This is a genomic window from Nostoc sp. DSM 114167 (genome assembly GCF_052692655.1).
The window spans coordinates 4,190,547-4,212,973 of record NZ_CP195116.1 but is presented as its reverse complement, the minus strand read 5'-3'; the positions used below and the strand labels follow the sequence as shown (position 1 = coordinate 4,212,973).

The 22,427-nt window shown below is 40.9% G+C and carries 15 protein-coding genes and 1 pseudogene; 6 read left to right on the top strand and 10 right to left on the bottom strand.

The window, feature by feature from the left end:
• Positions 1 to 158 precede the first annotated feature (158 nt).
• The 3 genes from NSTC731_RS18010 to NSTC731_RS18000 all read right to left on the bottom strand — a co-directional run bounded on the left by NSTC731_RS18010 (position 159) and on the right by NSTC731_RS18000 (position 5,411).
• Entirely contained in the window at positions 159 to 1,265 is a 1,107-nt protein-coding gene (locus tag NSTC731_RS18010) for a saccharopine dehydrogenase family protein (RefSeq protein ID WP_445631991.1), read from the bottom strand.
• A gap of 123 nt (positions 1,266 to 1,388) precedes the next feature.
• Complete coding sequence (gene crtD / locus NSTC731_RS18005) at positions 1,389 to 2,894, bottom strand: C-3',4' desaturase CrtD (RefSeq protein WP_445631990.1); 1,506 nt, start codon at positions 2,892 to 2,894, stop codon at positions 1,389 to 1,391.
• A gap of 417 nt (positions 2,895 to 3,311) precedes the next feature.
• On the bottom strand, positions 3,312 to 5,411 hold the full coding sequence (locus tag NSTC731_RS18000) for a pentapeptide repeat-containing protein (protein WP_445631989.1): 2,100 nt from the start codon (positions 5,409 to 5,411) through the stop codon (positions 3,312 to 3,314).
• A gap of 595 nt (positions 5,412 to 6,006) precedes the next feature.
• Here NSTC731_RS18000 and NSTC731_RS17995 point away from each other — a divergent pair.
• Positions 6,007 to 6,515: pseudogene (locus NSTC731_RS17995) on the top strand (sensor histidine kinase); the annotation flags it as partial.
• A gap of 201 nt (positions 6,516 to 6,716) precedes the next feature.
• On the top strand, positions 6,717 to 8,759 hold the full coding sequence (locus NSTC731_RS17990; RefSeq protein ID WP_445631988.1) for a M12 family metallo-peptidase: 2,043 nt from the start codon (positions 6,717 to 6,719) through the stop codon (positions 8,757 to 8,759).
• A 381-nt stretch (positions 8,760 to 9,140) separates the two neighbouring features.
• On the opposite strand, the gene pirA is transcribed toward NSTC731_RS17990, so the two are convergent.
• Positions 9,141 to 9,296, bottom strand: a complete 156-nt coding sequence (pirA, locus tag NSTC731_RS17985; protein ID WP_292738868.1) for an arginine synthesis PII-interacting regulator PirA — start codon at positions 9,294 to 9,296, stop codon at positions 9,141 to 9,143.
• A 109-nt stretch (positions 9,297 to 9,405) separates the two neighbouring features.
• On the opposite strand from pirA, the gene NSTC731_RS17980 reads away from it, so the two are divergent.
• The 3 genes from NSTC731_RS17980 to NSTC731_RS17970 all read left to right on the top strand — a co-directional run bounded on the left by NSTC731_RS17980 (position 9,406) and on the right by NSTC731_RS17970 (position 11,886).
• Positions 9,406 to 10,209, top strand: a complete 804-nt coding sequence (locus NSTC731_RS17980) for an SAM hydrolase/SAM-dependent halogenase family protein (RefSeq protein WP_445631987.1) — start codon at positions 9,406 to 9,408, stop codon at positions 10,207 to 10,209.
• A gap of 331 nt (positions 10,210 to 10,540) precedes the next feature.
• Positions 10,541 to 11,197, top strand: coding sequence for a DUF2301 domain-containing membrane protein (locus tag NSTC731_RS17975; RefSeq protein ID WP_445631986.1), 657 nt, complete (start codon positions 10,541 to 10,543; stop codon positions 11,195 to 11,197).
• On the top strand, positions 11,197 to 11,886 hold the full coding sequence (locus NSTC731_RS17970) for a YdcF family protein (RefSeq protein ID WP_445631985.1): 690 nt from the start codon (positions 11,197 to 11,199) through the stop codon (positions 11,884 to 11,886). Before NSTC731_RS17975 ends, NSTC731_RS17970 begins: the two co-directional genes overlap by 1 nt.
• A 99-nt stretch (positions 11,887 to 11,985) precedes the next feature.
• Here NSTC731_RS17970 and NSTC731_RS17965 read toward each other — a convergent pair whose 3' ends face one another.
• Complete coding sequence (locus NSTC731_RS17965; protein ID WP_445631984.1) at positions 11,986 to 13,065, bottom strand: alpha/beta hydrolase; 1,080 nt, start codon at positions 13,063 to 13,065, stop codon at positions 11,986 to 11,988.
• Between the two features lie 258 nt (positions 13,066 to 13,323).
• Between NSTC731_RS17965 and dprA the strand changes: the two genes are divergently transcribed.
• Entirely contained in the window at positions 13,324 to 14,463 is a 1,140-nt protein-coding gene (gene dprA, locus NSTC731_RS17960; protein WP_445631983.1) for a DNA-processing protein DprA, read from the top strand.
• A gap of 386 nt (positions 14,464 to 14,849) precedes the next feature.
• Here the strand turns inward: dprA and NSTC731_RS17955 are convergent, their stop codons facing one another.
• The 5 genes from NSTC731_RS17955 to NSTC731_RS17935 all read right to left on the bottom strand — a co-directional run bounded on the left by NSTC731_RS17955 (position 14,850) and on the right by NSTC731_RS17935 (position 22,367).
• Positions 14,850 to 15,863: a DnaJ C-terminal domain-containing protein gene (locus NSTC731_RS17955; protein WP_445631982.1), complete on the bottom strand. Its 1,014-nt coding sequence runs from the start codon at positions 15,861 to 15,863 to the stop codon at positions 14,850 to 14,852.
• Between the two features lie 121 nt (positions 15,864 to 15,984).
• Positions 15,985 to 16,494, bottom strand: a complete 510-nt coding sequence (locus NSTC731_RS17950) for an AAA family ATPase (RefSeq protein WP_445631981.1) — start codon at positions 16,492 to 16,494, stop codon at positions 15,985 to 15,987.
• A gap of 132 nt (positions 16,495 to 16,626) precedes the next feature.
• Entirely contained in the window at positions 16,627 to 17,916 is a 1,290-nt protein-coding gene (locus NSTC731_RS17945; RefSeq protein WP_445631980.1) for a glucose-1-phosphate adenylyltransferase, read from the bottom strand.
• Between the two features lie 455 nt (positions 17,917 to 18,371).
• The gene (locus tag NSTC731_RS17940) at positions 18,372 to 18,743 is read right to left on the bottom strand and encodes a hypothetical protein (protein WP_445631979.1); all 372 of its coding nucleotides are present in this window, start codon (positions 18,741 to 18,743) and stop codon (positions 18,372 to 18,374) included.
• 102 nt (positions 18,744 to 18,845) lie between these two features.
• On the bottom strand, positions 18,846 to 22,367 hold the full coding sequence (locus NSTC731_RS17935; RefSeq protein ID WP_445631978.1) for an nSTAND1 domain-containing NTPase: 3,522 nt from the start codon (positions 22,365 to 22,367) through the stop codon (positions 18,846 to 18,848).
• Positions 22,368 to 22,427 lie beyond the last annotated feature (60 nt).

Genomic DNA, 22,427 nt, shown 5'->3' with positions numbered 1-22,427 from the left:
AAATTGTGTAATCTTACCCGTGTATCTGTTTAAAATGAGAATTGCTATAGTCCCAAATTATCGTGCTTAGTAACATCCCGTCCAGACATCAAATTCTGGAATAATAGCTCAAGTCTGCTCAAGTAGACTGATATTTTACTTTCTGATCGGATAAACACTTATGACCAACTGTGATTAATTTTTATGCCTCGGCTTTGCATTACTTCTTCAAATAAATTTGTTGGTAATGCTTCTTCTACAGGAAAAACTCCAGGTTTTTTGAGTTTACCTTCTAGCAATAATTGGGCAATAGTACCTGTGCCACAACCAGAAGCCACAGCTGTATTTTCATGCACTACAGTTGAGCAATAAACGGCTGTTTCACCATTTTTCTGCCCTGTAACCTCAGAACGAACTGCTACTCCAATTCCACTAAAATTATTAGTGACATCTGTCATTGAATGGCTGACATGAGACAGAAATTCAATCATGTAACGACGCTGCATTAACCACTTGGGGAAAACGTGTGCCGCAATCCAAGTTAGATGATTATAAAAATCTGGAACGGAACCAAACTTAGTAATTACAGTTTTCACTGATGGGAATGCATGGGGCAGTGTAAAGGTTTCTGGCATATCAAACCAGTAAACTCCGGTGCGTCCATATGGAGGTGGAAACTCAACTACTTCTCTTTCACTATAAGGCTTGACTATTTCCCATTTTCCATCTATCCAAGTCTCAAAAGGATACTGCAACCCAAGAAAAGTTGTCCGCATCACTGTAATGCCAGCACCACCAGAACCAGAAACTAAATAACTTAAATGAATCTTTTCTGGTTTATCAAATTGTTCAACACCTTGACGTACCATGCTGTTAGAAATACCAGGAAAAATGCCAGTATTAATAATTGCTGTCACGCCAGCAGCAGCAGCTTTTTCATGATAATTCAAAGCTTTGCTGGTATAAGACCGATGGTCGCTAACATCTAGATAATTAACGCCTTCAGCAATACAGGTTTCGAGAACATTAGTATCTCGATAGTGAAATGGCCCGGCACAATGGATGACTAAATTAGAGTTTGCGATCGCATCTCGCAACTTGTCAACTTCTGCCAAGTCCAATACCAAAAACTGCACTTGTCCTCCTGAAGACAAGCTAACAGCCTTCCCAAACTCCGCAGAACGTCCAGTAATCGTAATTTGAGCCTGCGTATGAGTAGCGAGATCCTGAGCAACACTGCTACCAATCCGCCCTCGTCCACCAAGAATTAAAACGCTGTCTGTCATTACTCCAGCATTCGCAACACTAACTTAATTTGACCAGTTTTGTGTGCTGTTTGCCATCGGTTATAAGTATGACTTACCTTTTAATCAAGGCAGAGTTTTCAATTATAGTTAAATCTGCCTTCTTCACGCCTCAATTTGCCTAACTACTGTTAGCGCTGAATAACTCACCCCAGCAGTACCTTCGCCGGGATGGGTGGAATCACCAACTAACCACAAATTTTGGATGGGTGTCCGATTGGCGAACCCGAAGGGGCCAAAGGTGGGAATTCTTTGACCAATACCGCCAACTATACCGCGATCGCGGGCTGTGAAATGGGCAAAAGTACGCGGTGTTGCCGCTTCTTGATGAATAATAGTTTCTGGTTTGAGATAAAAGTATTGGGCAAGACGAGCGATCGCTTCTTGGGTAAACTTTTGTTTTAGTCCTTCATAATCATCAGTCTGCCACCACTGTGCGGGATCGACAAAGGAAGAAGCGATAATTGTCGCTTTCCCCTCCGGTGCGCGACCATCTCCAGGATGACTGACGGAAACAAACAGGGAATTATTCTCGCCAATGGGGCCATTGACATCATACAGAAATTGCAGGTGGGGAGGACATCCAAGCGGAATCGCGCTGGCATCTACACCCAAATACACCACAAAAGCACCCGATGCTTGGGGCAGTTTTTCTACCCGATTTTTATAACCAGATGGCACTTGTCCCAATAATTGCACCAAGTTTTGCACGGTGACATTGCTAACTATGTGGTCGGCTGCTTCTGTCCAAACTTCGCCAGTTTTTTGATTTCTAATAACTACAGCAGTAGCTTTGCCGTTTTCTACTTTGATTTCTTCAACAGTGTGGCGCATCAATAGTTTGCCGCCGTCTGTTTCTAAGGATTGTACCAAGCGATCGCTTAATACTTGCATACTTCCCTGGAGGTGAAACAATCCTTGGGGCAGTTGGGATACACTCAACGCTGTGGCTGCATAAAGTAATGCTGTTTCTTCTGCATCCACCTGGGAGTATAGCTTCAGTTGCAAATCCAAAAAAGTTCTCAGCCGTCGGTCATTTCCTAATCCACATAACCGTAAAGCATCTCCTACCGTAAATAAGGTGAAGGGTACGGTAATTAATGTACTCGGACGCACCGCCTGAGTTAGCTGCCACAAATCCCATAAATTACGCGGTGGTAGTACCGGGTCGCGTCCTTGAAATTCCCAACTAGCAGCAAATAAAGTTGCCATCAACTGCCAAAACGGTTCGCTCCCAGGAAACTGTTTTTGCCGTTCCTCTTGCCATTTCTCTTGGTCGCGCCAAACGTTGATAGGCGTAGTTTCCCCTGGTAAATACACCGCACAAGCAGGGTCGCAAGGCGTTGCTTGTGGCAAATCTATTGACAATTCTGAGAAAATCCGGTGGTGAATTCCCCCTGGTTCCAATCCCGCCACCTGAGTTGCTCCCACATCAAAGGTAAATCCCTGGCGTTTAAAGGTCGAAGCACAGCCTCCTGGTACGAGGGCTTGATCCAAAATTAAGACGCTGTAACCTCTATGAGCTAATAATGCCCCAGCTGTCAGTCCACCTATGCCCGCACCAATAACGACGATATGAGAGTTACTTTTGTCAAGAGAAATGCTGGACATTGATTATTTTCTTTAAAATTCTTAATACTTTTATTTATAATTTTACCTTAATCTCTGACTTCAATAGGGTTGAAGGGTGCGATTTATTCAGTTGAGTTCAATAGAGACCTAACCCCCAACCCCTTCCCTATAAGGGAAGGGGAGTAAGATTTAAAGCCTCTCTCCTTTTAGGCTACGGTGTACATACAAGTCTGAAATAGTTGATTAACCAAGGTTTTACCCCACCCTAACCCTCCCCTTATAAAGGGGAGGGAACTAGATTTCCGGTTTCCCCCCTTTACAAGGGGGGATTAAGGGGGGTAATTCGACTTGTGTACAGCGTAGCTCCTAAAAGGAGAGAGGTTTGGAGAGAGGTCAAAGTCTATTGCATACAAACGAGAAGCGCTATATTATTCCACGATTTGAATCACCGGCGGATCAACCTAAACCCAAAAAATTTGAAATCAACGGCAATAGATTGCTGCACTGTTCAACCAACTTTGTGGCACTGGGTAAACTAGAAATTGTCCCTTTTAAAATCTTTATCGCCGTTTTCGCCGCCTTTTGCATCGTCCCCTCTTGAGGATTTTTCCCGGCTTCTGCTAAGGCTTTTACTTGTTCTAACGCCTCAGCTTTATCTTCTTGCGGTAAATTTGTATCAGCCTCAATTGCTGCTTGCAATTGCGTCAACAATTCCTTAATTCCCGGTTTATCAGGTTCGGGAGATGCTGGTAACTCGTTGATGGTATTTGTTACCGTACCGCTAATATCACCTAAATTTAAAGCTTGTCCACTGGCATTAAAATCTCTGCCAACACTGCCAATTTCAATTTTGCGGCTGGCATCATTGCTGTTAGTCATATTTTTATTCTCTACTTTATTGTCAACTTGAACATTAATCGGTTTATTCGCCAACAAGCTCACAATCTCTTTTATCTCTGCACTTTTTTGGCGATAGAGAACTATTTCATTATCTTTAGCTTGTAATTGTGCTTTATATTTTTCTTCTACAGCTTGCAATGCCAGTTGATAACTTTGTGTAAAATCACTATGAATCTTTTCTTTATCAGCACCATCAGGCACGCCAACCTTAACGACTACTACCCCATCACCTTTATTTTCAATACTCTGTAGAGCTAATTCTGTGTCTTCATTTTGATTTTTTACTGTTTGGAAAGCGTTAACAAAAGCTTTCCAGTCAATGCCATTGCGGAAAATTAAATCAACAGTATTTAAAACCTCTTCAAATAGCTTGGTAAATTCTCTTGGTTGAAACTCGCCACTACTAGGACGGCGTTCGCGGTCGTCTGTTTCAGGCTTGGGATGTTCTAAAAGATAGATAAAGCGACAATCTATATTATCTAATTTGGTTGTACTTTTAATATTCCACGCTTCGACACAAGCACCTGTCATTTGGGCGCTGGTGAAGTTAGTACCTATAGCTTGAGCTAGAGTTAGGTTTGCCCGCTCTAAACAAGCGCCTTGGAAGGTGGCTTCTGTAATATCAACATCTTTTAGATTCGCTTCTTTTAAATCTGCACCTATCAGGTTAGCGCCTTTCAGGTTTGCACCAGCATAAGATTTTCCTCGACCATTACCAGTGACGAGTAATTTTAGAATAGCTAATTTAGTTAATATGGTGTCGTCAACTCTGGCAAAGTCAAGTTTTTTTGCTTCATAAAAACGGGTGCGTGTTAGGTTTGCTTTTCTAAAATCTGTGTTTTTCAGGATTGCACTAGTAAAATCAGCATCGGTTAAATCGGCATTGCGGAAGCTAGTTCCACCTGTCGCAGCAAAGGCGAGAGCAAATGAGCGAATCCAAGGATCTTTTTCATCTCCCGTTAAACTACGCCAGCCAATGTAAGCGCTAAATAATGTAAAGGGGGCTGCGGCAAAGGCGAAGGAGAAGGGTAAGGCGAAGGGGAAGGCCAAGACTCCGGCGAAGGTTAAGGCGGAGGTGAAGGGGATGGTGAAGGCGGAGGTGAAGGCGGAGGTGAAGGCTCTGGCGAAGGCGAAGGCGAAGGCGAAGGTGAAGGCGGAGGCTACGGCTAAGGCTACGGCTAAGGCTACGGCTACGGCGAAGGCAAAGGCTCCGGCTCCGGCGAAGGCTCCGGCGAAGGCGAAGGCGAAGGCTACGGCTAAGGCTACGGCGAAGGCGAAGGCGAAGGCGAAGGCTACTAAACCTGCTGTTAGACTCTTACGAATGGTAATAATAAAAAAAACCAGTATCACAATTAGGGAAACTATCCCGATAATGACGTTTTGAGTGCTTTTAATATCAAAAATAGATGCAACCAATCCACCAACTAAGATTGAAAAAAATCCTGATATTCCCGATAGCAGCCATGAGGCTATAAGCAACCCAATAGCCCAACGTCGCTGTAGTCCAGCCTTACCACCTGTGAAGTCAGCATCTTTAAGAATTGCGTTGGTAAAGTTTGCCCCTCTAATATCTGCCTTGCTAAAGTTTGCCCCAGTCAGGTTTTGACCTTTAAAAGAGCGACCTTGAAGATTTTGACCGGAGTAGTCTGGCGGCATAATCGCTAATTCGTAATTTGTAATTCGTAATTCGTAATTTAGAAAGTCAGATTAAATCTGGGTTTGGGGGTTTGAATTTGGTGACGGATTTTAGAGAATTGGTATCACTGAGATTTTATACAAGTTTGCTGTGCAATATTTCGGATTTTGGCAAAATAAGGAAAATACAAAAATTTTGGATGCAACACGCAGTATAAGAGCATAACTGTGCGCCCTTATCTTTGAATGCTTAGAGTATCATCAGCAATATTGAAGTTGGTGTCACTATACTTAAGCTGTAGTTATCAATATTGCAACTGTAGCGGCTCCCAAACTTATGGGAGCCGCTCCCGAACTTATGGGAGTAGCTCCCGAACTTATGGGAGTAGCTCCCGAACTTATGGCAGTAGCTCCCAAACTTATAGGAGTAACTCCTGAACTTATGGGAGTAGCTTCCGAACTTATGGGAGTGGTTCCCAAACTTATGGGAGTAGCTCCCGAACTTACGGGAGTAGCTCCCGAACTTATGGGAGCAGTTCCCAAACTTATGGGAGTAGCTTCCGAACTTATGGGAGCGGTCTACTTTGCAACACTACTCACTAATTGCGGTATTTCAGTACCTTTTAATATCCATAAAGGCATTGATAGCACAATTTTAATTCTCAAACACCGCCTGAAAGCAAATGAACAACGTCCAGCCATTGAAGTGATGACTGAGTATGGTAAATTACCTGAATTAGGTGTTTCTCTGGGCAATTAAATCAGGTATTTATGAATATTCTGGCGAATGCTATTGACGCATTAGAAGAAGCAAATTCTGGGCGGAGTTTTCAAGAAATTAAAGATAATCCCAACCAGATTAGAATTACAACCTCAGTGGTAAATGATAACGTAAAAATATCAATTGCTGATAATGCTAACGGCATAAATGAAGAACTAAAAGAAAAAATATTTAGCCATTTCTTTACTACAAAAGGAGTTGGTAAAGGTACGGGTTTAGGACTGGCGATCGCTCACTCTATTGTGGTAGAAAAGCATCACGGTTCACTGGTTGTGAATTCTACACTTGGTGAGGGAACTGAATTTGTCATTACCTTACCAATTCTGACTCAAACTCAAAATTAATTTGGTCGAGACTCTGAAATTCTTTGGTCATTATCTCTTCTTGTCAGTTAGTTGATACCATCCTGCGAGATGAAATGCAAATATTTCCAGTATCGGTGAGAGCAAATTATAACTTTTTGTAAAGATTGCATTGCAAAGTACGTAAAGTTATCTGCTTGATACAGAGAAACTAATAGAGGTTTCCTTTAAGGATGAAATTATATGTCAGTATCAGCTTCTTTAGACCTGTCTAAAACTTTCTTCCTCAACAGTTTATCAGGAGCTAATCAGACAATTTATTTAGATTTCGACGGCAATATCACCTCTGGTACTTCCTGGAACACAAGTAAACGTCCGGCTAACATTATCACCCCTGCCTTCGACTTCGACGGCGATACAGCATCCTTTAGCTCGGCTGAACTTGAAACAATTCAGTATATCTGGCAGCGCGTCGCTGAGGATTTCAGCCCATTTAATGTTAATGTCACAACGCAGGCTCCAGCAGATATTAACGATCTGATTAAGAGCGGCAGTAATGATACTCGCTGGGGGGTGCGTGTTGCGATCGGCGGTAGCAGTTACGATTGGTATGGTAAAAGAGTCGGAGGAACCGCCAAACTTGGTTCTTTCAACTGGAATAGTGATACTCCTGCCTTTGTTTTTGCTGAAAATACGTTCGGTGATGAGAAGTATACGGCTGATGCTATCTCTCATGAAGTAGGTCATACGCTGGGACTCGAGCATGATGGACAAATAACCTCCGCTGAAGACTACTACGAAGGACATGGTAGTGGAGAGACTGGCTGGGCACCGATCATGGGATCAGCGTATTACCAAAACCTAACCCAGTGGAGTAAAGGCGAGTATGCTTCTGCTAACAATACTGAGGATGATTTGCAAATTATTACGACCCAAAATGGTTTCACCTACCGAGCCGATGATTGTGGCGATACAATTGCGACAGCAAAGCCACTAACCATTTCTAGTACGTCTGTCAGTGGTAGTGGCATCATTGAGCGCAATACAGATTTAGATTTCTATAGTTTTGTCACAGGTACTGGTTTGATTAGCTTGACAGTGAATCCTTTTAGTCCAGGGCCAAACTTAGACATTTTGGCAGAGCTATACAATTCTGCTGGTACCTTAATTGCATCGTCCAATCCAACAGATTTACTATCTGCAAGTATTACAACAAATGTCGTTGCTGGAAATTATTACCTCAAAATTGATGGTATAGGAAAAGAAGATCCTCTTTCAACTGGCTACACGGATTACGGCAGTTTGGGGCAGTACTTTATCAGTGGTACTCTAAACTTTCCTAATATCCAGCGCTGGGCAACAGGCCAAGGCGGGTTTGGGGATACTCAAAAATGGCTAGTCGGCGATTTTAACGCAGATGGGAAAGATGATTTAGTCAACGTCTTTAATGATGGGGGTCTAGCTAGTATCGATACTCACTTATCTAATGGTGAGAGTTTTGATAGCCAGCGCTGGGCAACAGGCCAAGGCGGGTTTGAGGATACTCAAAAATGGCTAGTCGGCGATTTTAACGCAGATGGGAAAGATGATTTAGTCAACGTCTTCAATGATGGGGGTCTAGCTAGTATCGATACTCACTTATCTAATGGTGAGAGTTTTGATAGCCAGCGCTGGGTAACTGCCCAAGGCGGGTTTGGGGATACTCAAAAATGGCTAGTCGGCGATTTTAACGCAGATGGGAAAGATGATTTAGTCAACGTCTTTAATGATGGGGGTCTAGCTAGTATCGATACTCACTTATCTAATGATGGGAGTTTTGATAGCCAGCGCTGGGCAACTGGACAAGGCGGGTTTGGGGATACTCAAAAATGGCTAGTCGGCGATTTTAACGCAGATGGGAAAGATGATTTAGTCAACGTCTTTAATGATGGGGGTCTAGCTAGTATCGATACTCACTTATCTAATGGTGAGAGTTTTGATAGCCAGCGCTGGGCAACTGGACAAGGCGGGTTTTGGGATACTCAAAAATGGCTAGTCGGCGATTTTAACGCAGACGGTAAAGATGATTTAGTCAACGTCTTTAATGATGGGGGTCTAGCCAGTATCGATACTCACTTATCTAATGGTGAGAGTTTTGATAGCCAGCGATGGGCAACTGGACAAGGCGGGTTTGGGGATACTCAAAAATGGCTAGTCGGCAATTTTAACGCAGATGGGAGAGATGATTTAGTCAACGTCTTCAATGATGAGGGTCTAGCTAGTATCGATACTTATATTTGGTATTGAGCCAAGACAGGCGTAAAAATCTGTAATCTAATCTAAACATGGGAAGTTTTGTGGTCAAAGTTTTACACTAATTGCGGTGTTTCAAGTTCTGCTAATTATTCGGTCATAATACAGGAGCGTAGGTGCAGCCCGCACTTCTCTAGGAGACGCAGGCGGGACGGCATGGTTCGACTTTGCTTACCAGCCGCTTAGTGACCATCGTAAACATCGCTTCACCAATACCTTTGAGAAATTGTTGAACGAACTTTCGCTTAGTGGAATCAATCTCGTCGCTTGAGTAAGGATGATGAGCTTTTACCAGAATTGCCAGGAAACCCTCTAAAAAGAAAAAACCCGCCGTAGCAGGTTACACAACAAAACTATGAACAATGAAAACTTGATTTAGCTGGAATACCTCATTTCAGCTTCCAGTTGACGAATTAACTGTTCGTCGCCTTTTGCTCTAGCTATTTCCAAGCGATGCTCTAGGCTTCTTTGAATATTCGCTCTGTGAGTTTCTCGTGATTTGCTCAAACTTTGTAGTCTATTTTGACTCATAGTGATTACCTGCTTTAGTTTTTCCATTTATGTCTTGTATTCTTAACATAGCACACATTTTGTAGCTGTTGCTACAGAAAATATATTTTTTATATATTTTTACCAGAATATGTCTAATAACCAGATAGATCGACAGCCCCTTGTGACTTTACTGAGCGATTTTGGCGATCGCGATGTTTATGTAGGCATAATCAAGGGAGTCATAGCCCAAATCAACCCCAGACTGACGGTGGTAGACTTAACGCACCAAATTCCGCCGCAAGACATCAAAGCAGCCAGGTTTAGCCTGATGAATGCTTATACCCATTTTCCAGTTGGGACAGTGCATCTGGCAGTAGTCGATCCAGGTGTGGGAAGCAAGCGACGAGCGATCGCAGTAGAATTTGCTCAAGGGTTTTTGGTCGGCCCAGATAATGGTATATTCAGCGGGGTACTCAGTCAAAGTCTGGCGATCGCAGCCGTCGAACTTACAAATCTTAATTATTGGCGCACTCCTAAACCAAGCAAGACTTTTCACGGTAGGGATATTTTTGCACCAGTAGCAGCTAATCTTGCTAGTGGTGTCCCCCTCAAACAGCTAGGGCAAGAAATCGATTTAGTAAGTTTGGTAAACCTGGATATAGGCAACTGCAAGCAGACAACCACTGGTGTAGTGGGTTGCATTCAATATATTGACCACTTTGGCAACTTAGTGAGTAACATTCCAGCCAGTTACGTGCAAGGTAAAAGTTGGTATGTGCAAGTTGCAGGATTGAGTGTACCAGGCTGTGAAACTTACAGTGAGGTGAAAGTGGGAGAGATAATAGCTTTAGTCGGCAGTCACGGTTGGGTAGAAATTGCCATTAATTGCGGACATGCTCACTCACAATTACAGATTAATTTACAAGATCCGCTAGAAGTCTTGTTTTTTTAAGAAAATCAGACCAGTGAATATTGTTAAAGTTAAGACAGTGAAAAATTCCCAGGCTGCAAAGTGCCTGTTGGTAATTTGTGGGAAAGTCAAAAAAAGAGGAAAATTCTAGATATAAAAAGGAGCATAGCCAACTACACATCACTTAAAAATAAGCATTTTCATTCACCGTAGGCAGTGCCGATTCGACAAAAATTTCCAGAAAGCAACTGCTAAAATATGTAAGTTTAAAAATGGTGACATGAAGTTCGCCTTATTGCTCATAATAATAAAAGTAACCCTTGAGCAATTTCCTGTTGTACTCTCCTAGAGAATCATAATTATATTCTTAGCTATGACTACACAAACACTCTCTGCACCAGAAGTTTATCAAGGTCAGTTTGGGGAATTTACAATTACTCAGAGCGATCGCACTGGCGTAATTATCTACCGTGCTGGGTTAATGGTAGCAGCACTGAGCTTTGCCATCGGCAGCGCCTTGATTTTACTCAACAATAACCCAACTGTTGTAAATTTACTGACACCTCTATATGCTTGTTTTAGTCTCGCTCTTGGTGTAAGTTTATTTACCATCCATATTTACATGGCATCACTGCACCGAGCATTGCAAGTTTTTTGGGCGATTGGTAGTATCGCATCAGTGATTCTGGCGATCGCTAGTAGTGAACCTTTAGCTCTTGCGATTTACAATCAGCCAATTACCTTATTTGGAGTTGGTTTTATCTTCGTAGCTTTAACAGGTATTTATTTTAAAGAGGCTTTTTGCTTCAATCGCCTGGAAACCAAAGTATTAACCCCAATTGTACCGCTACTGTTGTTAGGACATTTGGTAGGAATTTTACCAACCCAGGTAGAAAGTATTTTATTAGGAACTTGGGCAATATTATTTTTAGTGTTTGCCCTGCGCAAGACAGTTCAAGCAATTCCTGCTGATATTGGAGATAAGTCTGTATTTACCTACTTGAAAGAACAACGTTTAGCTAAGGTTTAATGCGGATAAAAAATCGTCGGTGTCAAAAATTTCCCAAAATCAAACTAATCAAACGCCAAGAAATGTGGACACTTACGGCTCAAGGGTGGGCGATTGCGATCGCTTTGATTGTTTATTTAATATTTTTCATTTTTACTCATGTACACTCATTTCTCGCCGTAACTTCCCCGATCCAATCAGCAGAAGTATTAGTTGTTGAAGGATGGCTACCAGATTACGCTATAGAAGAAGCTTTGACTGAATTTCAAAACGGTTCTTATCATCAAATAATTACTACCGGAGGTACATTAGGAAAAGGAAGTTATCTTACCGGATACAAGAACTTTGCAGACGTATCGGCTGACACCTTCATAAAACTCGGTTTAGAAGCAGAAAAAGTAGTAGCCGTTCCGACACCTTTTGTGGTTAAAGATCGTAGTTATGCATCTGCTGCTGAATTTGAACGTTGGCTATCCAATTCAAATTTAAAGATAGAATCGATTAATCTTTTTTCCTTGGACGTTCATGCCCGTAGGAGTTGGTTTCTTTTTAAAAAAATACTTAACCCTCAAATTAATGTTGGTGTGATTGCTGCGACAACACAAGATTATAATCCAAACAAATGGTGGAGTTCTAGCGAAGGCGTGCGGATGGTTCTTGATGAAGGTATAGCTTATCTTTATGCACGGTTTTTGAATTGGAAAGCCTAATAGTAATACAGCAGAAATATTGGCTGCGACAGCCATTGAATTTTGAATTTTAGATTTTAGATTTTTCAGTCAATCCAAAATCCAAAATCCAAAATGGTATTACTTACCCAGGATTTGTAATAATGCTTGTCGATAAATTTTCAAACCCTCTGCATTCAGATGGTCGCCATCACTGGTGAAATTTTCTTTCAGAACATTATTTTCATATAATGGTGCTAGTCCGGCTGCGGCAACTGGCACTTTTTCTGTTTCAGCCACTTGATTAATCAGAACATTAATTTGTTCAACTCTCTTCAGTGGGGCTGCTACAGTTGGATCTGAGCTTGCTGCTACTGTCGAATAAAAAGCCGGAATTAGAAAAATCTCTTTAGTTCCCATTGTGCGCAGAAGTGCGATCGCCTCTTGGAGATTTTTGCTAAATAATTCATCACTAATTTTATACAAAGCATCATTTCCACCTACAGCAATAATGGCTTTTTCGCATTTCACCTTGGTAGGAATTAAACTTTTCAGTTGTTCTAGTAATGAGATTGTACTCAGACCATTTAACCCAAAATTAAAAGTACCACTGCCTAGGGTATTGCCAAGTCCAGCCGAAATAGAATCGCCAAATAAGCAACCTGAGAACTGTTTATCCTGGGCAGCGAGTGTTTGATATTGTAGGGCAATTTTCCCTAAAGGTGAAGAACTGACATCATCTTTCGGCGGCGCATCAGCAGAACTAGCAGAAGAATTTGCCATACCGACCAGCTTCTTAATTTTTGACACCTCAATAACTAGTCGATCGCTGGGATAGGCTTCTAGAAAGCTGGTTATTCCTAGACCTTCTGGCGATCTTGCTCCGACGATCAGGGCAGATCGTAGTGCTTGTATACTAGCCTGATCGCGACGAGCGATCGCTTGGGAAGCAAAAGATAAAATTTGCTTGCCCATTCCTGTGTTTACCAGCTTATCTAAAGCCACAATATCAAGCGACATTTTCACCTGAAGGGCTTCTTGAAATTTCTGTTTCTCTTCAGCGCTAAGGTAATCTAGAAAAGATTTCAGATCGCTAGAAACCTTTTGTGTCTTGTCATAGTTGCGTATATCTGCCACCGGAATCGATTGCTCAAACAATCCGTACCTGACGGTAACTTTTTCGGCTGCCAAACTAGGTAATAAACCAAGGCCACTATGCACCAGTAAAAATATTAAGCACCCAGATAGGCTTATTAGAAGACGATAGAAATATTTCATCACACAGGATAAGAAGATAGATAGTCAATAGTTAATAGTCAAGAGTCAAGAGTCAAAAGTCAAGGGGAATTGGGAAAGAGGTCTTTGTCTTGACGGCGATTCATCGCGTCTCTTGCCTTAACCGCACAGTATCGCCCCTACTCCATCAACAGCCAACCTTAATTTGGGAATACTCAATCCAGTAGGCGTGAGGATGAAACCGTGGTAGAAGAAGGCGCATATTGGCTAGCTTGGGCACAAATTTCTGGAATTGGGCCAGTATTACTGCGACGGCTACAACAGCATTTTGGTACGCTGGCAACAGCTTGGAACGCTACTAAGGTACAGTTAGGAGAAGTAGAGGGTTTTGGTTTTCAGACACTAGAAAAAGTAGTACAACAGCGATCGCGTTTGCACCCAGAACAACTATTCACCAAGCACCAGCAGGAAAATTCTCATTTCTGGACGCCAGCAGATGCAGATTATCCCCGTTTACTGCTAGAAACTCCGAGTCCACCGCCAATTTTGTACTATCGCGGTGAAGTCGAACTCCAAGAAAATCTCGGACAAAAACCAATGGTTGGGATTGTCGGAACCCGCCAACCCTCAGAATATGGTATCCGTTGGACTCGCCAAATTAGTACAGCTTTGGCTAAAAATGGCTTTACAGTCGTTTCTGGTATGGCAGAGGGAATTGACACTGAAAGCCACATCGCTGCTATGAAAGCAGGTGGACGCACGATCGCAGTTTTGGGAACTGGTGTAGATGTCATCTATCCCCATAAAAATCGAGATTTGTACAAGCAAATTTTGACGGCTGGATTAGTCGTCAGTGAGTACCCCACAAAAACCCCACCCGATCGGACTCACTTTCCCCGTCGCAACCGCATTATCGCAGGCTTAAGCCGCGCCATCCTAGTAATGGAAGCGCCTTTAAAATCTGGTGCCTTAATTACTGCTACCTACGCAAATGAATTTGGTAGAGATGTCTATGCATTACCTGGAAGATTAGACGATTATCCATCCCAAGGATGCTTAAAGTTACTGAATCAGGGAGCAACTTTCATTCTTAAAGAACTAGACGAACTTTTAACAATGCTAGGAGCAATACCACAAATTGATGCGATTGAAGCTTCTACAGCACCAGAACAGTTAATGCCAACTTTATCGCCAGAATTGCAAACAGTAATGAATGCGATCGCCGCAGGCGTGCCGGAGGCACTCGCAAGTGATGCTTTACCCTTCGATTTTATTGTCCAACAAACCGGTATGGCTGCTGGCTCAGTTTCCAGTGCTTTGTTACAGTTGGAACTTATGGGTTTTATTTCGCAACTACCAGGTATGCGGTATCAGAAAAGTTAATAATTAAAAGATAACAACATTATTTAGCTTTGTTTTTAGCAATTTAATCATCAGATTTCTGCCAATATAAGAATACAATTTTTATATAAAAACAAACTACTTAAAATAAACAATCAGCCGGCTTTTGAATACCAAGTAGAACTATTGTGCCTCGAAATACAACTCCAAGGCTAATAGTTCAAATTCTCTTAACTGGACTAAACAACAATTTATCTCAAGTTCGGTTAAAACTCGCCCGAAAATGATTCAAGTCCACTTAAGTGAACAGTAGCTCAAAGCCGCAGAACTTAAGTTATAGACAGGATGTGGTTTAGCATAATACTTTGACTGTTAGCAAAATGTGGGTAATGACGAGATTTCAATTATGGGGATTCTCTTTTTGCTGATTAAAGCCTAAATTGGTTCAAATGACTACGGGGATTATAAGTACGTATAGCCCGGATTTTCTCATAATATTCCCGCTCTTGTTGGCTGAGGTCTTTTGGTGGAACGATCGCCACTTTCACTAACTGATCGCCGCGTCCACCTTTGGGGAGGGGCCAACCTTTGCCACGTAAACGTAGAGATTGACCAGAACGCACTCCTGCTGGTAGTTTGACATTAACTGAACCGTCGGGAGTGGGTACATCAATAGAGGCTCCCAGAGTCGCTTCATCTGGTGTGATTGGCACTTCGCATACCAAGTTATCGCCTTCCATTTGGAAGAACGTGTGCGGCTGAAGTTCAACTTTTAAGTATAAATCTCCCCGTTGTTGAGTCATGGGGTTAATTTGACCTTTGCCCCGCACCCGTAGGCGAGTACCAGTTTTAGCTCCAGATGGGATGTTGACATCTATGGTTTCATTACCTAAACTGAAGCGCTTTTTCACACCATTAAATGCTTCAGCAAAAGTTAGAGCGATCGCAGCTTCACTATCCTGGCCAGTACCCACACCTCCATCTTGAAACCCAAAATCGTTAAAGCTGCTGCTAAAATGAGTTGAGGTACCTGGAGAAGTGCGGTAAGAGTGACTTCGTGCCTGACTTTGGCGCGCCCCACCACGAGGGGGAGAACCACCAAAGCGTCCTAGCAATTCATTAATGAACTCATCAAAATTGCCGTATTGACTAAAGTCAAAGTTACCCATATCGGGAGCAGCACCACCAGATGGGAAACCTTCACCAGCTTGTTTCCAATATTGACCGAATTGGTCGTACTTTTTGCGTTTATCTGGATCTGATATAACTTCGTAGGCTTCGCTAACTTCTTTGAAGCGTGCTTCTGCCTGTTTGTTGTTTGGGTTAACATCAGGATGGTATTTGCGGGCTAGTTTACGAAAGGCTTGTTTAATTTCCTCTGAACTGGCAGTCTTACTGACTCCCAAAATAGCGTAATAGTCCTTGAAGTCGGTTGCAGCCATCTACCAGCCTCCTATAGAAATTCCCGTTATGTTTTTTTTGAAGATGAAAGATATTTAATTTGCCTGGTTATAGTGCCAAACAAAAAGAATCTGATTTCAAATTAACAAAAAATATAGAAAATCAAGTGTGGTTCTTGCTCACCAAGGAATCGCAATTCCCGTACTCCGATTTTTCTGATAAGCGGCTCAGGCTGTCTAGTCCTTCTTCGCGGCTTGGGGGAGCATCCCGGAGTTGACGGTGCATCCGCAAAATAATTTCTTCTGGAACTTGGCGCAATCGCTTTTTATTCCGTGCTAAACATAGCCAAACTGGTGTATCTACCCAAATTCCTCTAATGTGGGTAAAGCCCAAGTTACGGGCGAAAGTAATCACTTCACGACGATGACGGCGCTGGGCATTAGTGGCATCAAAAATAGCTGTATTAGTTGTGGAAATAGCTTGCTGAAATTGCCGCTCAATTTCGCGCCAAATCAGTAGCCACGGCCCTTGAACAGCTTGGGAACCGAACAATTGCCCCCGAATGGCATCGGTAGAAATTAGCGCCATTTGGGGGCATTCTGCCAATAATTGTTTTGCCAAAGTTGACTTACCGCTACCTGGAAGACCAATCAGTAAAAAAAGTTTAGTCATTAGTCCTTTGTCCTTTGTCTTTTGTCATTTGTCATTTGTCCTTTGTCTTTTGTCTTTTGTTGCTTGTAACTATTAACCAATGACTAATGACTAATGACTAATGACTAATGACTAATGACTAATGACTAATGACTAAATGATAGTTCCATCAGGAATTACGGCATTTTTCAGTACGACAACGATGCCACTACGGATGTAGAAACCTTGATTTTCTCGGTCAGCTTCTTGCACGTTATCTTTATTGATGATTTTGACATTGTGACCGATACTGGCATTTTTATCAATGATAGCACCGCGAATAATTGAGTCAGTACCAATACCTACAGGAATAACACCTTGTTCTACATTAGTTTGGCGCTCTACAGAAGCTTGGTAAAAGTCTGCACCCATGAGTAGGGACTCTTCGATGACACAACCAGATTCAATTCGCGATCGCACTCCCAACACTGAATGTTGAATGCGGCAATTTTTCAAAATACAACCTTCGCCGATTATTGATTCTGTGATCTGGCAATCTAAAAGTTTACTTGGAGGTAAGTAGCGAGCGCGGGTATAAATTGGTGCGTGTTCATCGTAGAAACTAAAGGGTGGCTGGGGCTGCTGAGTTAGGGCTAAATTGGCATGATAAAATGCTTCGATTGTTCCAATATCTTCCCAGTAGTCATCAAAAAGATAAGCTTGAACGTTGTAATCTTTAGAGGCATCAGGAATAATTTCTTTGCCGAAATCAGTCCTTTCTATACCTTCTCTCAACAATTTGAACAAAACATCTTTTTTAAAGACATAAATCCCCATTGAGGCGATATAAGGCTGTTGCTGGGCTTGTTCTTTTGATAATCCCAGTACACTTGTATCAACTTGCATTTGGCGTAACGCTTCACCTTTGGGTTTTTCGCTAAAATCGATTACCCTACCAGAATCATCAATTTTCATCAAGCCAAAATCTGAGGCGCGGCGCTCATCGATGGGGATGACTGAGAGAGTAATATCAGCCCCCGTTTCCTTATGGCGCTGGATAAACTGGCGATAATCCATACGGTAGAGGTGATCGCCAGAGAGAATTAGATATTCTTCTACATCCCATTCTTCCATTAACCACAGGTACTGACGTACAGCATCGGCTGTACCTTGGAACCAGTTAGGGTTTTCTGGTGTTTGTTGTGCCGCGAGAACTTCCACAAACCCTTCATTGAAGCCTGTAAAGTTATAGGTACGGGCGATGTGACGATTCAGGGAAGCCGAGTTGAATTGTGTCAGGACGTAAATTTTGAATATTTCGGAATTTATGCAGTTACTAACAGGGATATCGATTAGGCGATACTTCCCCGCTACTGGTACTGCCGGTTTAGCGCGTAGTTTGGTTAGCGGGTAAAGCCGAGTACCCGCGCCACCACCAAGAATGATTGATAATACTTTTTTCACAAAATTTCTCCAGACTGCCTTTCAACTCTCATCTTCAGTTTAGGACTGTCTGCCACCACAGGTAAGGGGGATCGTCTGATTCTTTGGGATGAATTTTATAATTACGATTTTCGGATATTAGTACTCAATTAAAAAACATCTAATTTGTTTGCATAAGTGAATTAAACATAAGTCTTGTGGGGTGGGCAAAATGCCCAGTTTAGATGTGCAAATTAAATGCGCTCCAGTTTGTCACTAACTCTGATGACACGCAATTGCAAATGCATCAATTATTACTAAGTAATACCAGTTCTCTATTCCTCTTAGTTCTTGTGTCTAATCTACTGAAGACATCTTTTGCACCTACAGGAAATGAATGATTCGTTTAAGGTGCAAAAGCACCGTGTATATCATCCGCCTTTTCGATCAAAATTATTGTTTAATTCTGATTATTGACGATAAAAGAAATTTTATTTTCATTCAGAAATGTTGAAAAATTCGGAGGCATTACCCATTTGTTTACAAATTTCATTGTATTCATTTAACAAAATATCAATTTTTTCTTTGATGTCAATTGGTGTTGATAGATTATTAGATATGCTGATAATTGAAAAGTTAATAAGCATATCTCTAAGTTTTTCATGTCTTGCAAGACACTCTTTATAGTCAGGTTTATTAGGATCGCACTCTTTCTTTTTTAAAATCAATTCTGAATTCAAAATTTTTTCCTGTATTTCTTTTATATAACTAAGGTATGTTTTTATTCTTTCTTCTGAATTAGAATTTTCTACAGAAGAACCATCTAAACCAAATTTTAAAATTTTTAGCGCTGCTTCATTTATATTCATTTGCACTCCTAACAATGATTATTAGCTTTTATTAATTTGTGTTTGACAATCAAAATTTAACTACTGTCCGATGTGCGCTCGCTGACTAATTATTACAACGTATTATTTTAGCTTTGTTTCATTTTTACAAAAATTACTAATCTTTTGTAACTCCTCATCATTTTCTTTATATATTTTAATATAATTACTTCCTATTTCACAACTATATATAATAAGATTATCAAGTTTCAGTATTTCTTTAATTTTTGTTTTGTCTGAAATAATTTCCCAAATCCTAACTTTTGCATCGGCATTTCCAGAAATAAATTCATTATTTATCTGGGGATTAAAACTAATAGACTGAATTTCATTTTCATAACCTTTGATAATTTCTATCAATTTAAGTCCTGAATAATTATCTTTTACTTTCCATAATTCTATTCTTCCATCTTCACCTCCCGATGCTATAAATTTACCATCTTTGCTAAAGGCAATAGTATTTAATAAACCTTGATGCTTTGTCTTTGTAGTTGATATTAAATTAGTTTTTATATCTGCTAACTTTAGCGTACCTTTATAATTACTGGATGCAATGATTTCTCCTGTCGGATTAAATTTAATAGAGCTAATACTACCATCATGATTAGTAATAAGTTTAGTATTATTGTTTTTTGTGTTCCAGTTCCATGTTTTCACACTCCATTTTTTACTAGTCTCATTTTCAGGAACTCCAAAAGCAATTAATTCCTCTTTTGGAGAAAAGTCCATATTTGTAATACCCGATTTTTCTTTATGCGAAGCAATAGGTTTTTCAGATTTTAGATCCCACAATAGAATAGTACCATCTAGACTACAAGAAGCTAAATAATGTCCATTCCGAGGGTCAAACTTAATATCGTAAACTGCTTGTTTATGTCCATTTTTTAAAATATTAGGTTGTCTAGGATTTCCATTGATATTCCACAATTTGATAGTACCGTCATCGCTGGCTGTAGCTATTTTAGTACCATCAGGACTAAATTCTACGCTATATAGAGTTTCTGCATTATCAGAAAAAAATGTTTCTAATAATTTTCCTTCTCTAGTCCATAATTTTACAGTTCCATCATCACTGGCAGAAGCTATAAATTTACCTGTTTTATCAAAAGTTACACTCCAAATACGTTTATCATGACCTTGTAATCGATTTCTTTCATTGATTTTAAGTATTATTGATTGAAGTTCCTGTAAAAACGCACTGTCTTGGCTAGCTATATCTTCGTCTTTAACTTCTTCTAGGGCTTGTAAGCTTGTTATGAGTGCATCAAGCTGATTACCAGTTTCAACAAGCTGTTTGGCTTTTGATACTATGGCTATAGTAGCAAGTGTTTCACGCTGTTTTACCTTTGCTGTCTGTTGCTGTGCTAATAAACACAATCCTAAACTAAATGCTGTCAGCATCCCAGCTAATATTGATAACTTTGTTTTTTGTGTCTCTACATTAGCTTTTGCTTCTGCCTCTTTAACTTTCTCTTCTTCAGCTTTTATTTTACCTTCTGCGGCTTCTCGTAATTGTCTCTCTCTTGTTAATTCTATTTCTTTCTCTCTATTTTTTTTCTTTAAACTTTCACACAAAAATTCTGCTTCCAATGGCGTAAGTTTTCGCTGAGTCTTATTTACCCATTCAGAAATTACAGCCAACTTTGCGCCCGTCAAGACTGCATCATCCGATTTATTAAACCTTTTGTGCCATTCCTGACAATCTTCCTCTAAAGAACGACTAAGACGAATATTCTCCAGGTTTTCACCAATCCAAGTATTTAATAATTTCCATTCAGATAAAAGTGCTTCATGAGCAACTTCTACAGTATTTTGATCGGTGATAATTAAACGTTGTTGAGAACCTGCTAGTAATCCGACAACTCTTTGCAATTGTTGGGGAGAATCTGCAACTACTTCTAATCTATCCCAGCTAGCACGCCGCCGTGTAACTTTTCCAGCTTCACCTAACTGCACTAATTCCATAAACAAGCAACGTGCAAAGGCTTGATCTACAACTGTTAAACTTTCATATAAAATTGTCGCTCGTTTGTCTAAAGCTCCTTTAACTCCATCAATTTCTTCATAGCCTTTATGAGTTAAAAGTGGTTTTGGCGATTCCGGTTCTTCAATGCAAACTCGCCACAATTCTTTAAGCGCATATTGCAGTATGGGTAATGCACCCGGACGATTGACTACATCAGCGAAAATTTGCGAAACTAAACCATCCTCAAATGTTACACCATGCAATTTTGCTGGTTTTTCAATTGCTTCTTCTAACTCAGCAAAAGACATTATTGGCACGATGAATGATGTCGGAGGAAAACTATTAATGAGAGTAATAATTTCTACATAGTCAGCGCATTTGTTTAAAAAATCACCGCGAATCGTCAAAATTATGCGTGTTTGTCTCTCAGCCGTCTTAACTTCCTGTACTATTAAGCGAATAAAAGCTTTGCGTTCCTCATCGTCTTGGCAAAGGGTGAATATTTCTTCAAATTGATCGATAAATAATAATTGGGGTTGATTTTGCTGCTGTTGTCGAGCTAGAATATCAACCAATTTACCTAAAGGGTGTTCTCCTGGTGTAAAAGATGCGATCGCCCATTGACTGCTTCCAGGGAGGCGATCGCCTTTCAGTTGCGGTAACAAACCAGCTTTTACTAAAGAAGATTTACCACTACCCGAATAGCCAATTACAGCTAAAAATCGACTCTCTGCTAACCGCAAAATTAATGTACGAACTGCTTCATCTCGTCCACAAAAATATTGCGCTTGTTCTGATTCAAAGGCATAAAGTCCCCGGTATGGATTTTCTTGATTGAAAGTAAATTTTTCGGCTGTAGGAATATCTAATTGGGGATAAGTAACCAGAGTAATCGAACGTCCCCAACCCATGCGAATCGGCTCCTGTACGGAACCTTTCAATTCGTTGCTGACAAAATCAAACAAGCGATCCCCACTTATTCGCCTACTATTACTACTTGCATTTTCTATTGCCAATCCCTTAACAACTGCACCTGTGAAAATACTATATTCTTCACTCTTAATTACTCCAGCGCGTTCAAAGCCCCGACACGCTGTAATTAAGTAATAATCCTTTTGCGAACTGAAAGCATTAAGAGTTCTTTCTATTAACTGCCTTTCTAAGAAATAGCCGCTATGACAGCAATCGAGTAGCATTACCAAACTACTTAATTGCGACTCTTGAATTAAATCGTTGAGGCTATCCAGAGGAATGCCATATTTTTGTTCAACATTTTCGTTTTCTTTAATTTCAATCTGACAATCGGAACTTGCCAAATATCCCTTTTGTTGTCCCAAATTGTCGGAAATAGTAAAACCGTGTCCGCTAAAATAAATCAACGCTTCATTATTAGCAGCTTGCTCTAGTAAAAAAGTTCTCAAATCTTGGCCAAGTTGAGCGCCAGTAACTTTTGACGTTGCCATTTCATAGCCATTTTTATCTTTATTCCAGCGCTGTGGTAGTCTTTGCACAGACTGGAAATCACCATACTGCTCTAAGAGTTGCGCTACAGCTTCAGCATCATTTGTAGTCTTCGACAAACGCGTTAATGATGGGCTGATATACTCGGCGATGCCAATAACAAGCGCGTATCGTGCCATTTAACACACTCTAGTCAGGTAAATGCGGGATAATCATGACAGATAGAATGATGGCTGTGT